Consider the following 14,923-nt stretch of genomic DNA (forward strand, 5'->3'; position numbering starts at 1 on the left):
TCGGGTCCGCTCCCTCGGGCGCTGGCACCCCCCCGGAGGCGCCAGCGCCTCGCGTGAAGAGCCTCCGCCACCGCTCCCTCGCAGGTACTGCGCTGCTCACGATGGCCGAGTGTAAGGGTGAGGCCGAGTGGCCGCCACCTTTTCTTTCGTCGAAGACGCCTTGACACCTCGATTCAGCGGAGCGCAGACAATCTGTCTACATGGGTTACATGGGCGACGTGAACGCCGTGATCGTCGCCATCCGCCGGGACGCACACGGGGAGAGCGCCGATCTTGGAAAACTCCGCGCTCGTGCGACTCAGGCATCCATCACCGCGCCTGAGCTCGTCGGATCAGGTCGCGATCGATGGATGCCAGGGTAGGACAGCCGGCGAGCGCCATGGCGATCGAGAGCTCATCGCGCAACCCCGCGAGCACGCGCGCGACGCCCTCGCCGCCGAGCGCGGCGAGTCCCCACAGGACTGGGCGTCCGACCAGCACCGCGCGGGCGCCGAGCGCGATCGCCTTCAGCACGTCGGTACCCCACCGGATACCGCCGTCCATCAGCACCAGGCACCTCCCGGCGACCGCCTCGGCGATCGCCGGGAGCACCTCGATCGTCGCGGGGGCGCCGTCGAGCTGCCGCGCGCCGTGGTTGGAGACGACGACGCCGGCCGCGCCCGCGTCGAGCGCGCGGACCGCGTCGTCCGGCCTGACGATGCCCTTGAGCAGGAGCGGGAGCCTCGTGAGCGAGGCGAGCCACCCGACGTCGCGCCACGTCAGCGAGGCGTCGTGTCGCGAGGCCACGTAGGACGCGAGCAGAGAGCCCCGCTCCTCGGCCGGCGCGGCCGACGCGGCGTCGACGAGGTTCGCCATCACGAGCCCCTCGGGCAGCGCGAAGCCGTTGCGCACGTCCGCTATCCGGCGGCCGAGGACCGGTGTGTCGACGGTCAGCATCAGCGCCCGGTAGCCGGCGGACTCGGCCCGCTCGACGAGGGCGCGCGTGAGGCCGCGATCCTTGTGGACGTAGAGCTGGAACCACTTCGGCCCTGAAGACGCGTCCGCGACCGCCTCGAGGCTCGTCGTCGAGAGGGTGGAGAGCGTGAAGATGGTGCCGAGCTCGGAGGCCGCCCGCGACGAGGCGATCTCGCCGTCGGGGTGCGCGAGGCGCTGGTAGGCCGTCGGCGCCACCAGGATGGGGAACGGCACCCTCGTGCCGAGCACCGTCGTGCTCATGTCCCGCTCGGCCACGTCGACGAGGACGCGGTGATGGATCTCGAGGCGGCGGAAGGCGCGCCGGTTCTCGCGGAGGGTGCGGCCCTCGTCGGCGCCCGATCGGTAGTAGTCATAGGCCATCTTCGACAGCCGAGCGCGCGCTGCGCGCTCGAAGTCGTCGACGGTGAGAAGCGACGGGGCGGGGCGAGGGTCTTGCACGGTGTTCTCCTGGAGATCCCGGCGGCGCGTCCGCCCGCAGGGGACGGCCATCCTACCAGCTAGCCCCGCGACGAGCCGGCCGGCGAGCGCGCTTCCCCCGCATCCCGGGCGCGGTCGCGGCGCCCGTGTGCGCTCGGCCGCGCCGCGCGAGGCGCGCGGCCACCACCGGGCCTCCGGGCAGCCGCGCTCGAGCAGGGGGCGCAGGCCTCGGGCTCAGTTGCAGGCGGGGAACTGCGCGCTCGCGGGCTGGTTTCCGGCCTTGAGCTCCAGCATCGCTTCCACGGTGGAACCGTTGATGTCGGTGACGCGGACGTGGTACGGCGCATTCCCCATGTTCCCGTCGCCGACGACGAAATAGTTGTACGGCTCCCGCGTGGCCGTCTTCCACGTGCCGTTGATCTCCACCTCCAGCTTCTCGATCGGGTGCGCGTGCCCCTCGACGAGGATCTGGTTCCAGTTCTTGTTTGTCGGCTCCTTGAGGCGGAAGGAGACGGCGCCCGTCGTCGGACACGGGATGTACCGCCAGGAGATCTTCCCCCCCGTGCCGCCGTGGGTGGTCCCCACATACCCCTCGCGCTCTTCGCCGATCTTGAGAAAGGCGCTCTTGCTGAGATCGATGTGGCCCGCGGTGCACTTCGGGTTCGTGGCGATCGGGCACTGGTCCACGACCATGGCCTGCACCTTGCGCCCGTCGTCCCGGGAGACCTCGACGCACGCGCCGCACATCGCCGCCGCGTTGTAGTCGGCGGTGTTCATGGCGGCGAAGAACTTGCCTCCTTCGAACGGGACGTGCCCGACGACGTCCGGGTTGCGCCCTACGATCGGATAGCTGCAGTTCACCTCGGTCGAGCCCATGTCGAGCGTGTAGAAGGTGACGGAGCCGTTCTCGTACGCCGCGGGATAATCGCAGCTCACCGCCTGCTCGCCGCCGGTCGCCGCCGTCGTGGTGGTCGCGCCGGTGGCCGTCTCGCCGGGCTCGCCGCTGCTCGTCGACGTGGCGCTGCTCGTCGTGGAGCCGCCGGAGCCAGCGCCCGCGCCCGTCGTGGCGCCGCCGCCCCCTGCCCCTGCGCCGGTTCCGCCGCCGGAGCCGACCGCGCCCGCGCCGCCCGGCCCGCCGGCGGCGGACGAGGCGCTCTCCGCGCTGCCGGCGTCACCGCCGCCGCCGTCGCTGCAGCCGGCGGCGCCAAGCGCGATCAGCGACACGAGCGGCCATGAAATGCCCTTGGGCAGATAACCTAGCTTCATCTCGACTCCTTAAGATTTACGATAGGGATGGATTCGCGAATCCACGCGGTTGGCTTATCACGGCCCCGCGGCGCGCTGCTCGATGAAGGTGCCGGCCGGCGTCGTGTACGCGATCCACAGCGAGCCGCCGCGATCCGCCTCGATCGCCACGTGCTTGAACGACTTGCCCTCCACCGCCACGCAGCGCGCATGAAACCGCCCTTCGCCGTCGAGCTGCCCGAGCTCGAGCGCGTGGCGCGCCCCGGGCTCGCGCGAGACGGGTCGGACCCGGGCCACATGGATCGGCGAGACGCCCTGCGTGGCCGCGATCGGCGCGGGGCTGAGCCCGTTCGGGTAGAGCGACCAGACCGCCGGCATGTCGTCGCGCGGCGCCTCGTCGATGCGGATCGTCGCCATGCCGAACGCCGAGATGTCCTTGGCCGCCGGCAGCAGCACGTACGCAGGCCCGGCGGCGCCGATGGCGAGCGCGCCGCCCATCCGCGATTCCCCCGCGTCGCCGACGAAGACGACCGCGTCGGGGCCGAGCTCGAGCTTGCCTTCCGCCGTGAGCCCCAGCGTGCGGGCGTGCACAGGCGTCAGCGCCGAGCGCGCGTCGATGTACATCGCCAGCGCGCCTCCCTTCCAGGGCGACAGCGCGACGAAGGTGGCGCCGCTGCCCTCCTCCGAGAGCGGCACGGCGGCCCTGTCGTCGAGCACCGCGAAGGCCTGCGTCACGGCGCCCTCGCTCGTCTTCCGATCCGAGAGAAAGGCGAGCAGCGTGTGCCCTCCGGGCAGGGCGACGGCGGAGATCCCCGTGCCGCGGCGCCCGGCGCCGATGGGCGGTCCCTCGCCGCCGCCGAGCGGGGTCCTCCGGATCGTGCCGCCGTGATCCATGCAGTACACGAACCGAGAGGCCACCGCGCACGCCGGCCACGAGGCGCGCTCTGGATCGCCGCTGCCATCCCCGGCGTCGGGCGCGGCCTCCGCGGGCGGCGAGCCCGGCGCGGTGAGCCCGCCGAACGAGGGCGCGACGTGCTGCGCCACGCCGTCGCGGTTGAAGATCACCCGGAAGTCCGCGCGCTCCGCCTCGTCAGGAGACCACAGCAGCGCCGGCCCCCGGAGCGTGAGCGAGAGCGGCCCTCGGCGCAGCTTGCAGCCTGCGCCCAGCGCGGCGGCGTCCGGAACTGCCGCGTCTGGCGCTGCTGCATCTAGCGTTGCCGGATCTGCCGCTGCTGCGTCCGGTGCCGCTGCGTCCGCCACCCCCGCGTCCAGCGACGGCGCGCTCGGGGCGCTTGCCTCGCTCGCGGTGGGCGCAACGGAGGGCGCCGGCGCGGCAGCACCCGCGTCAGGCGCCAGCCCGGCGCCCGGCGTACCCGAGCCGTCACGGCAGGCGGCGAGCGCCGCCAGCACGAGCAGGCGCGCGCGCAGGGGGGGATGGCTCACCACCGCAGCCCGACTCCGAGCAGGGCCAGGATGTTCCCCGAACGCATGCGAAAGCTATCGGGCGGACGGCGTGTAGCGTCAACCGGGGAAGCATCGCCGGGTGCCGCGACGGCCCGTGGAACAGATGGGGAGTCCACGCGAAGAGCGAAGGCTGGTGTTCTCACCACCTCTGGCGAGCCGGTCGCGCGAAGAAGAAGAGCGTTATGACGGCTCGAACGATCCCAGGACATCACTGCCTGAGCTGCCTCCTGGAGCCGCACGATCCTATCGAATCGTTCGAAAAATCCGGCGCGCGCGGCGACACCGGCGGTCCGGCGCCGGGGAGCTCGACGGTGAACGTGGCGCCGGCGCCGGGCGCGCTCTGGACACGGATCGAGCCGCCGTGCGCCTCCGCGATCTGGCGGCTGATGTAAAGGCCGAGCCCCAGCCCGCCGTAATGCCGGTCGGACACGGCGCGCTCGAAGCGATCGAAGATCCGCTCCTGGCGCGCCGGGTCGACGCCGATCCCGTGATCCTTCACCGACAACCGCGTTGTCCCGGCCTCCTCGCCGAGCACGATCTCGATGGGCTTGCCCGCGCCGAACTTGATCGCGTTGGCGACGAGGTTCGTGACGATCTGGTCGACGCGGGAGCGATCCCAGAGGCCCACGTTCCGGCCGCTGGTCCTCAGCGAGACCGAGCACCCGGCGCGCGCCAGATCGAGCTCGAACCGCGCGATCACGTCGCGCACGACCGCGCCGAGGTCGACCTCCGCGACGTCGAGCGAGACCCGATCCGTGTCGATCCTCGAGACCTCGAGGAGCTCGCTGTTCAGGCGGGCCAGGCGCATCGCCTGCCGCAGCGCGCGGTCGACCTGCCTGCCCATCGCCGGCTGGTCGCAGGGCCGACCCGAGCGAAGGCTCCGATCCATGGCCTCGAGCGAGAGCGTGAGCGACGTCATCGGCGTGTTGAGCTCGTGCGTCGCCACGGTCAGGAACTCGTCCCGCATGCGGATGGCCTCCTGGGCAACGCGGTACAGCCGCGCATTGTCGATAGCGAGCGCGGCCCTGTGCGCCACGTGCCGGACGAGTTCCAGGTCGGCCTCCCCGTAGCGGCGCCCCGGCGCCGACGAAACGACGCTCAGCGCCCCGATCGGCCGTCCCCGCGCCATGAGCGGCACCGCGATGACGCTCTGCACCCCGAGCTCGCGGATGAGCCTCGCATGCTCGTCGTCTTCGCAGTATTTCCGGAGCTCTTCCTCGCAGCACTCGGCGACCAGCAGCGGCTCACCGGACCGCAACGCCTTGGCCGCCAGATGGGGTGAATCCAGGGCAGGAGAATGCCGTCGCCGTAGCTGCTCGAGCAGCGGTTCCTTCGCAGGATCCGTGTGCGCCCAGATGCTTCGCCGGATCTGCTCGCCTTCAACGACGTCGGTGATGCACCAGTCGCAGAGCGATCGCACCGCGAGCCGCGCGATGCGCGCCAGCGTCTCCTCGTAATCGAGCGACCCGGAGAGGATCTCCCCGGCCTCGGCCAGGAAGGCCGCACGCCGCTCCGCCGCCTCGGCCCCGGTCCTCGCGGCCTGCTCCTTGGAGAGGAGCCGCGCGTTCTCCAGGGAGATCGCGGCCTGCGCGGCGAGCAGCGACAGGGCGGTGAGCCGCTCCGGCGGGAACGCGCCGGCGAGGAGGTCGTTCTCGAGATAGAGCAGGCCTGCGACCTCCGCCTGCCTCAGGATGGGCATGCAGAGGACCGATCTGGGCTTGTGCCGCGCGAAGTACTCGTCGCCGGAGAACTTGCCGGCGAAAGCCTCGGTAGGACTCAGGATGACGCACTCCTTCGTTCGTTGCGCGTAACGGACGAGCGACATGGGGACGCGCCGTGAAGCGCTATCCGAAGAGCACGGGAGGAGGGTCTTCACCTCCCCGCTCTCCTCCAGGAGGGCCTCGGCTCCGATGGAGAGGCGCTCGTCCTGATACAGGACGAGACAAGCTCGCTGCGCGCCGCCCTGCTCGAGGACCACCGTGAGCAGCGTCCGGAGAAGCTTGTCGAGGACGATCTCGCCCGAGATGGTCTGGGACGCCTTGACCATCGAGAGCTGGTCGAGCTGATCGAACCGCGCCGCGAAGGAGGCGGTCGGGGCGAGCGGCCTCGCGTCCCAGAGACGCGGATTCTGCTGATCGATGTGCCGGACCTTGCCGTCCGCCCCCCAGCGGACATAGCAGGCGCGGGCCTCGCGGAGGTAGGTGTCGGCGATCAGCTCGAACCGTCGCTCGCGGTAGAACCCCGACGCGATCTCGTAGGCCAGCGCCTCGTCGTGGACAAAGCCGCTCGCGCGCGCAGCGCCGATCGCCTGCTCGTAGAGCTGGGCCGCGTCGTCCCATGCGCCGCGGAGGCGCGCGATCTCGGCGCCGATCAGCGTCGCCCGGTCGCCGAAGTTCTCGGGGCAGCTCTCCGCCCAGGTGTCGATCTGCCTCTGGTGGGCGGCGAGCGTCTCGAGGTGCAGGCGCCGCTCGGCGGCGTCCGCCGCGCGGCAGCGCGCCGCACGCACGAGCGCTCCATAGAAGTGGTACTCGGCCACCTCGAAGAACGAGCCCGACGTCCAGAGGAGCGGCCGCGCCTTCTCGGCGGCCTCGAGCGAGCCGTCGAGATCGCCCGCGTGGAAGCGCGCCTGCAGCTTGCGTATCCAGTACCAGCAGGCGGCGATCGCGAGGCGCGGATCGCCCTCCAGGCGCTGCTCGAACCGGCGCTCGTCGAAGTCGGCGTCGTTGAACGAGGAGGGATCGGGCAAGAGGCCCCGGAGGGCCCGGATGAGCCTGAGCTGCGCGGTGACGATGTCGACCTCGAGGCCGAACCGCGCCCGCTGCACGAAGTCGAGCGCGCGCTCGGCCTCTCGCTGCACCTCGCAGAGGGGCTCTCCCGCGGCGAGGAGGATCGTGATCAGGCAGCTCTTGTTGTACGACGCATACGTGAGGTCCCCGGTCTCCTGCCCCGCCTCGAAGCCCCGTCGCAGGAGCTCGACGCCGGTGCGCATGTGCCTCACCCACGGGTTGACCCGGTGCCCGAAGCCCAGGTAAACGCGGGATTTGAAGCGCAGGGCCCCGCGGCGCTCCAGGAGGTCGAGGCCGAGCCTGGCGAACCGGTAGGCCATGCGGTAATCGCCGAAGCGCGGCCCGAGGAGCATGCCGAACCAGGTGTACGCGAGGCATGATGCGTCGCCATTGCCACACTGGAGGCTGAGGGTCGTCATGCGCATCACGACGAGGCAATTCAGGTTCGCGTCGGTGAACAGGGCCGGCGATTGCGCGTGGGTCAGGACCTCGAGGATCGCGCGGCACTCCGGGTCCGTCATCCGGGGTGAGTCGATGAGGTCCTCGACCGGACGGCTCCCGAGCAGCTCCCAGACTCGCTCGTATTCCTTCCGTACCTCCTCGTCCGTGGGGTGCGGTGACCACGCGATGCCGACGCGGCGGAGGTAGTCGAGGCCCACGTCGACGCCGCGATCGCTGCGGTCCATGGTCGTGTAGAGGCCGAGGCGCACGCACGTGACGGAGGCCAGATCGACGAGGCTCGCGGCGCGGCGCGAGAGCGCCGAGAGCCGCTCCTCGGCCGTCGAGAGATCACCGGTGAGGTACTCGCACTCGGCCCGATGGAGCTCGAGCTCGAAGGTGAGCTCGTACCGTCGCTCCCAGCAATCCTCCGGGAGCAGCGCCCTGCCGACGGCGAGGTACCTCAGCGCCAGGACGCAGGCGTTCGATCCCCTGGCCCGCTTGCCCGCGATGAGGTTGAGCTCGGCCACCCGCTCGCGCTCCGGCCCTGAGGTGATCAGCGGAGCGCCGCGGTCGAGCTGATTGACGATCTCGAAGATCTTCTCCTCGACCTCCTCCGGCGCCGCGCGCGACGCGAGTAGCCGGCCGACTCCGAGGTGCATCGCCGGCCGCTCGTCTTCGGGGATGAGCGAATAGGCGACCTCCTGGACCCGGTCATGGAGGAACCTGTACGAGACGTCCCTGCGCAGGACCAGCCCCATGCGGACGGCATCCCAGAGGTCCGCGTGCGTCTCCTCCACCGATCTTCCGCGGACCATCGCGAGGAGGTCGACGTCGGCGGTGCTTCCGAGACAGGCGAGGTGCTTCAGCGCCTCCTGGGTGCCCGGAGGGAGCCGCGCGAGCTTGCCGACCATCAGGTCGATCACGTTGTCCGTGAAGCCCTTTTGGCGGATCTTCGCCACGTCCCATCGAAAGATCTCGGCGCGCTCGTCGAGCTCGATGAGCCGCTCCTCGTGCAGCGCGGTGAGGAACTGGATAGCGAAGAAGGGGTTGCCGGCCGTCTTCTCGTGGACGAGGGCCGAGAGCTGCGCGGCGTCCTCGCTGCGGCAGCGGAGCGCGTCGCCGACGAGCGCGCCCAGCTGCTCCCGGGAGAGCGGGCCGAGCACGATGTCCGAGACGCGCGCGCCGTCCTTTCGCGCCTTGTCGAGCGCCACCATGAGCGGGTGTGAGGGCGTCACCTCGTTGTCGCGGTACGCGCCGACGAAGAGGAGGTGGCGCACCTCGGGGTGGGTCACCAGATCATGGAGGAGCCCGAGGCTCGCGGGGTTGGTCCACTGGAGATCGTCGAGGAAGAGCACGAGCGGGTGCTCCTTCCGGGCGAACGCCCCGATGAAGCTCCGGAACACGACGCGGAACCGGTGCTGCGCCTCGGCCAGCGGGAGCTCAGGGACCTGCGGTTGCCGGCCGATGACGAGCTCGAGCTGCGGAATGACGTCCACGATGAGCTGTCCGTTGGGCCCGAGCGCGCCGAGCAGCCGCTGCCGGAAGGCCGCTATCCTGTCCTCCGGCTCGGCGAGGATCTCGCACACGACCTCCCGGAAGGCCTGGACGAGCGCGAAGTGAGGGACGCCGCGTTTGCATCGTTCGAACTTCCCCGAAAGAAACAGGGCTCGTTCCCGGATGATCGGCTTGCAGAGCTCGTGAACCAGGGTCGACTTTCCGCTGCCGGAATAGCCAGAGACCAGGACGAGCTCGGGGGCTCCCGTGTCCACGACGCGCTCGAACGCGCGCCGCAAGGCGCTCACCTCGCGCTCGCGGCCGTAGAGCTTCTGCGGGAGCTGGACGCGGCCGGAGACGTCGCGCTCGCCCAGGGAGAACGGCTCGATCCTGCCGCACGCTCGGTGCTGCGAGAGGCACCGCTCGAGGTCGTGCCTGAGGCCGCGGGCGGTCTGGTAGCGATCCTCCGCCATCTTGGCGAGGAGCTTCAGGACGATCGCCGAGAGGACCTCGGGCACCCCCGGGACGACCGCGGAGGGAGGCGGCGGGGCGAGGGCGACGTGGCAATGCACCCACTCGAGCGGATCCCGCGCCTCGAACGGCAGGCGCCCCGTGAGCATCTGGTAGAATGTGACGCCGACCGCATAGAGATCTGCGCGGCTGTCGATCGCCCGGTTCATTCGCCCCGTCTGCTCCGGAGACAGGTACGGCAAGGAGCCTTCGATGAGCGGTGGAGTCCCCACCGGGGGCTGCTCGCGCGGGAGCCGGGAGGCAAGACCGAAGTCGGCGAGCTTCACCTCGCCCGTGGTCGCGTTGACGAGGATGTTCTGGGGCTTGAGGTCCTTGTGGAGGATGTCCCGCTGGTGGAGCTCCGCCACGCAGGTGACGAGGCGGACCGCGAGCTCGAGGAACCGCCCGGCGCTCATGGGCGCGTCGATGACGATGAGGCGATCGAGCGACTCGCCGCCGAAATCCTCCATGACGAGCGCCGGCAGCCCCTCGAACGTCTCCAGGGCGAGCGGCTCGACGAAGGCCTCGTGGCGGAGCGTCTTGCCCATCGTGTACTCGCGCTGGAGGCGCTCGATGTCCTGCGAGCAGCCGCTCCTCGGGTCGACGACCTTCAAGATCACCGGGCGGCCATCGGCGCTCCGGACCGCGCGGAGCAGGCGGGTTCTGCCGCCCTCGTGGAGGGTCCCGGTGATCGTGTACGGGGACGGAGCGCTCATCTCCTCGGGCAGCCTCGCGAGGACGACACGCCTCGAAGCGCTGGCGCCGGTCGGCCGGGTGGAACATCGGGATCGTCGGCGAACCCGGAGCTGCCGAGCTCGTGTGCCATCCCGAGACGGCTCAGCCACACGATCGGCCTGCGCGCGCGGCTCCCGCCGGACACCGCGCCCCCCGCCCCCTGCTCCCGCCATCGCACCAACGTCGGGTCCCTCCCGTATCGATACCCTATCGATACCACGACAACCCCGCTGCGCTCGTCCCTGCGCGGCCAGCGCCCGGCAGGAGGGGATTCACGAAGCGATCGGTCGGCTGCTCGGGCCGCCGGATGCACCGGACGGGCGGGCCGGCGCCGGAGACGTCCGTCACCCGCGCGCCGCGGAACGTCGGAGTCACACGCCGGCCCTCCAGAGGAGCCGCGGGCGCGCTCCGCGCGGAGCGCCGCCCGCCGCCGCGGCCGGGCTTACTGCTCGAGCACCGTGATCGACCGGTCCCAGTACGACGCGACAACCGCCCGCGCGCCGTCCTTCGAGACCGCCACGGCGCACGCGCCCTTGCCCGTGGGCAGCGACGCGACGACCCGCGGCGGGTCGCCCGCGATGACCGCGACGCCGCTGCCGACAGGCGGCCACTGGGTCCCGCCGAGCGCCACGAAGAGCGTCTTCCGGTCGGGCGACGTCACGCCCGTCAGCGGCACCCCGCGGAGCGGGAGCGTGCTCTTCACCTCCATCGTCGAGAGGTCGATGACGCTCGCGGTCCGCGCCTCGGCGTTGAGCGTGATGCCGTACCGGTCCTCGTCGAGCAGAAAGCCCGCGGTCGGCCCGACGCCGACCGGCGTCTTCCTCGTCTCGGTCACCCCGGCGACGCTCAGCAGGATCGCCGTGTTGGACAGCCGATCAGGGAAGAACACGGCGCCGCCGTCCCTCGTGATGTCGCCCTCGCGCGGCTCGCGCCCGACCGCGATGCTCCGCCGGGTCGCGCCGAACGGCGACTCGCTCGGATCGAACAGGTCGATCCACGCGCCCGCCGGCCGGCCCGCGTGCGTCAGCGCGCCGAGCGCCGCGATGTAGGGGCGCCCCTCGGCCTGCACGAGGAACAGCTGCCCCGTGGCGTGCGGGAGCGTGATGTTCGCGAGCCGCACCCCCGTCGGCAGCTCGAACTTCGTCACGCGCTTCGTGTCCGTCGTCGCCGCGACCACCGTCCTGCCGTCCGGCAGCGCCACGATGTCGCCAGGCGTCCGGCCGACGTCGAGCAGGACCGGATCGCGATCCCACGCGGTCGTGTCCATCACCGGGATCCGCGCGGCGTCCTCGTGCCGCAGCACCGCGACGTAGCGGTCGAACAGGAGCCGGATGTGGTCGCCCTGCGCCGGCATCGACGCCTTGTGGATGAGCTCGCCGCTCTGGAGCTTGTACTCGCGCAGCGAGGCGTCGTCGGCGCTGACGTAGATCGACGCGCCGCTCGGGTTGAAGACCACGTCGAGCGGGTGCACGTCCCCGATCCGGAACTCGCGGGCGCGCCAGCGGCCCTTCTGCTCCGCCGGGGGCGGCGCGGGCTCGGCGGCGTCGGGGCCGAACGCCGCGGGGTCCGGCGCGTCGTCAGGCGTGTCGCGCGCGGCGCGCGAGGCGGCGCCCTCCGGCGCGAGCGCGGTCAGCGGCGGCGCCTCCCCGACGGGCGACTTCAGGCTGGTCAGGGTGGCGATGATCACGGCCGCGACGCCGCTCGCCACGGTCACCGCGGCCCGCGCCAGGCGCGGCTCGCGGCCGGAGAGCGACCCCACGGAGCCGCGGTGGCCCTCGCCGAGCCACCCCTTGCAGGCGCGGCACTTGCGCGCCCCCTCGACGATCCGCGCGCCGCAGCTCGGGCACGGGACGCGACGCTCGCTCATTGCAGCACCCATGCGACCTTCGCGCGATCGCCGAGCGCGAGCGCCGAGCCGCCGTCCGGGGCGAGCCGCACCCGCGTCGGCTCGCCGCCGAGCGGGTGGACCTTCGCCGCGTAGCTCTTCAGATCGACGAGGGCCACCGAGCCCGCCCCGTCGCCGCTCAGCGCGACGACCGCCTGCGCCCCGTCCGGAGCGACGGCCATGTCGAGCGCGCGGCCGGGGAACGTGACGGCGCGGAGCAGCTCGCGCTTCGACAGATCGAAGACCTGGATCGCCCGCCCCTCGTTGCACCGCACGATCGCGCGCCGGTCGCTCCGGACGAGCGCGATCTGCTCCGGCTCCCGGCACGTCGTGATGCGCGCCTCCTGCCGGACCGCGCCCGACGGGAGCCAGGTGAGCGGCACCAGGGTGTTCTCGGCCCGGAGGGCCACGAAGCCCGCCGAGCCGTCGGGGATCATGAGCGCGCTGGCCGGGTTGCCCACCATCGAGGTGCGCACGCGATCCTGCTCCGAGCCGAGCCGGCTCGGGTCGAACGGATAGGCGACGCCGCCCGCCGGCTCGCGCTGGCCGGGCAGCGGGAGCTGGCCCGTCGTCGTGATCGCCCGGCTGCCGCTGTCGTCCACGGCCACGGGGCCCACGGCGTCGTCGCCGAACTGGATGCGCTCGATCTCGGCGTGGTACTCGGTCGCGAGGATCGCCACCGCGTGCGCCGCCGGCAGCGAGGCGAGCGCGCGCCGGCCCGAGGCGCCGACCTGGATGTCGCCCACGGCCTCGCCGAGCTCGATCGTCTTGAGCAGCCGCGTCGTGGCGGCGTCGATCACGTAGATGCGCGAGGGCGCGGTCGCGTAGACGACATCGCCCACGCGGTGCAGGCGCCGGACGTGGGGCGCCTCGGAGACGAGGCTCAGCGCCTCGCCGGTCCGGGAGCTGCGCACCTCCAGGCCGGCGGACAGCGCGACCACGAAGCGGTCGCGGTCGAGCGGGAGCGCGTCGAGCGCGTCCTTGGGGAGCGAAAAGGGCCCGGCGATCGAGGGCGCATGCTCGTCGGCCAGGTGGCCGACGTCGTTCGGGCGCTGCCAGACGCAGCGGCCGAGCTGGCACGACTCACCGCTCCAGCACGGCGCCCCGCACACCGGAGCCGGGGGAGCGACAGGCGACGCGGCCCGGGACGGCGCGAACCGGTGGGGCGCCAGGTAGCGGAGCGCGCCGCCGGTGCTGATGAGCCCCAGGATCGCGCCGATCGTGACGAGCGGGCGCCAGTGGAGGGCGAGCCAACTCGCGTCCTTGGGGGCATCGGGGATCGAAGGCGCCGTCGCTGGCCGCCTGGGCGCGTCGGGCGGCTCCCCGCACTCGGGGCAGAGGGCGACCCCGGCGGCGATGCGCTCGAGGCAGACTGGACAGACCGCCTGGCCGGCGCCGGCGCCGGTCGATCGCCGGGGCAGCGGCTCCGTCCACGGGACAGGCACCGGGCTCGCCTCGGCGGCGTGGCGAGCCTCCCGCGCATCAGCGTGGCTGGAGCCGGGCTCGATATCGCTCCGCGTCTCGTGGTCCACTGCGCACCTGCGTCTCTTCCGTGTCCGTGACGAGCGGTCCTCGCGTAACCCGAGCGTGCCCGGAAGTCGAGCCCCTCGTGCCGGCGCAGCCGCTCCGGCGACGTGGCCCAAGCCACGAACGACCCGCGCCGTGGACGAAACGACGTGGCTGGAGATCCCACCGCCGCGAAAGGCGCCTCGCGCGGCGGGCGAGGGTCGCCGGCGCAGCCGAGGGGAACATGGTTGTGGCCGTCAGCTCGGGAGTCGGCCGGCGGACGTCAGCTCGGGAGTCGGCCGGCGGACGCCGGGTAGCCGAAGCGTCGGTATCGCCGAATTGACGTGCTCCCCGCTCCCGGGGCGCCTGTGCGCCATGACTCGTCCGACGAACACCGCCGAAAGAAAATGCCAGCGCCATCAAAAGAATAGGCACATTTGCCGGGTGCAATTCCACCAGATAACGCACCACGTCAGCACGCCGGGAGGACGTTATCATGCTAATTTGCCGCAGGGGTCTTGGGACGGCGTTCTTAACACGAGGTTGGCGATGAAAAAGACGGCTGGGTGCGTGGCGGCGCTTGCGCTTATGGGTGTGCTGAGTGCGTGCAGCGCGGTGGACAATCAGGGGAACAGCAGCGGAGGCGATACGTCGTCGCAGGCAGCTGGGCCCGGCGGGACGGGCGGGCCCGGCGGGACCGGTGGGCCCACCGGGACGGGCGGCTACGATGACAGCTTCGGCTCGGTCAACCCCAGCGTCGGCAGCAGCGGTGTCGGCGGGAACCCCGGGGGGGACCAGGAAACCGGCAAGTCGTGCGACGGCAAGTTCACCGGCCGGGTGCGCGACTTCCAGGAGGCGCACCCCGACATGGAGCCGCAAGACGAGGGCAAGTGCATCAACTGCGACGATCACATGATCGTCACGGACACCCTCGGAGCGGACCTGAAGCCCGTCTATGGCGGCGGGGCCGAAGGCACCATGACCACGACCGGCAAGGAGAACTTCGACGTGTGGTTCCGCGACACCGAGGGCGTGAACATGCCGATGAACCTCACGCTGCAGTTCGAGGACCCCGAAGGCGACGGCGTGTGGACGTACAACAACCGGGAGTTCTTCCCGATCGACGAGGCGCTGTACGGCAACGAGGGGCGGCCGCACAACTACCATTTCACCTTCGAGATGCACATGGGCTTCGAGTACAAGGGCGGCGAACAGTTCACGTTCGCCGGCGACGACGACGTCTTCACGTTCATCAACGGGAAGAAGGTGGTCGACCTCGGGGGCATCCACGCCGAGGAGCTCGAGGTCGTCGACCTCGACGAGCTCGGGCTCGAGATCGGGAAGACGTATCAGCTCGACTTCTTCTTTGCCGAGCGCCACGTGACCGACTCCCACTTCCGGATCGACACCTCGATCGAGTTCCTCAACTGCGGCATCCAGGTCAACTGACGCCGGCGAGGGGCGC

General features: G+C 71.5%; 7 protein-coding genes. 1 reads left to right on the forward strand and 6 read right to left on the reverse strand.

Annotation, left to right across the window (positions count from 1 at the left end; translation table 11 throughout):
* Positions 1–309: 309 nt before the first annotated feature.
* From WMF14_RS41690 to WMF14_RS41715, 6 genes are all read right to left on the reverse strand, one after another.
* Positions 310–1,413 carry an alpha-hydroxy acid oxidase gene (locus WMF14_RS41690; RefSeq protein ID WP_272102355.1) on the reverse strand — a complete coding sequence of 368 codons (1,104 nt, stop codon included), beginning with the start codon at positions 1,411–1,413 and terminating at the stop codon, positions 310–312.
* A gap of 213 nt (positions 1,414–1,626) precedes the next feature.
* Positions 1,627–2,658, reverse strand: a complete 1,032-nt coding sequence (locus tag WMF14_RS41695) for an expansin EXLX1 family cellulose-binding protein (RefSeq protein ID WP_437795834.1) — start codon at positions 2,656–2,658, stop codon at positions 1,627–1,629.
* A gap of 57 nt (positions 2,659–2,715) precedes the next feature.
* Complete coding sequence (locus WMF14_RS41700; RefSeq protein ID WP_437795837.1) at positions 2,716–4,080, reverse strand: hypothetical protein; 1,365 nt, start codon at positions 4,078–4,080, stop codon at positions 2,716–2,718.
* A gap of 229 nt (positions 4,081–4,309) precedes the next feature.
* A complete protein-coding gene (locus WMF14_RS41705; protein ID WP_437795839.1) occupies positions 4,310–10,048 on the reverse strand; it encodes an AAA family ATPase in 5,739 nt (1,912 codons plus the stop codon).
* A gap of 461 nt (positions 10,049–10,509) precedes the next feature.
* Positions 10,510–11,934, reverse strand: a complete 1,425-nt coding sequence (locus tag WMF14_RS41710; RefSeq protein WP_272102349.1) for a YncE family protein — start codon at positions 11,932–11,934, stop codon at positions 10,510–10,512.
* Positions 11,931–13,397 (reverse strand): YncE family protein, encoded by a 1,467-nt coding sequence (locus tag WMF14_RS41715; RefSeq protein WP_437795842.1) that lies wholly within the window; start codon positions 13,395–13,397, stop codon positions 11,931–11,933. The genes WMF14_RS41710 and WMF14_RS41715 overlap by 4 nt, the downstream gene beginning before the upstream one ends.
* A 649-nt stretch (positions 13,398–14,046) precedes the next feature.
* Here WMF14_RS41715 and WMF14_RS41720 point away from each other — a divergent pair.
* A complete protein-coding gene (locus tag WMF14_RS41720; protein WP_437795845.1) occupies positions 14,047–14,907 on the forward strand; it encodes a fibro-slime domain-containing protein in 861 nt (286 codons plus the stop codon).
* Positions 14,908–14,923 lie beyond the last annotated feature (16 nt).

The organism is Sorangium sp. So ce693 (assembly GCF_051521375.1).
Taxonomy (GTDB): domain Bacteria; phylum Myxococcota_A; class Polyangia; order Polyangiales; family Polyangiaceae; genus Sorangium; species Sorangium atrum.

Coding starts and splice junctions, on each gene's coding strand:
- WMF14_RS41705 (WP_437795839.1), bottom strand. CDS start 10,048: ATGAGCGCTCCGTCCCCGTACACGATCACCGGGACCCTCCACGAGGGC.
- WMF14_RS41710 (WP_272102349.1), bottom strand. CDS start 11,934: ATGAGCGAGCGTCGCGTCCCGTGCCCGAGCTGCGGCGCGCGGATCGTC.
- WMF14_RS41695 (WP_437795834.1), bottom strand. CDS start 2,658: ATGAAGCTAGGTTATCTGCCCAAGGGCATTTCATGGCCGCTCGTGTCG.
- WMF14_RS41720 (WP_437795845.1), top strand. CDS start 14,047: ATGGGTGTGCTGAGTGCGTGCAGCGCGGTGGACAATCAGGGGAACAGC.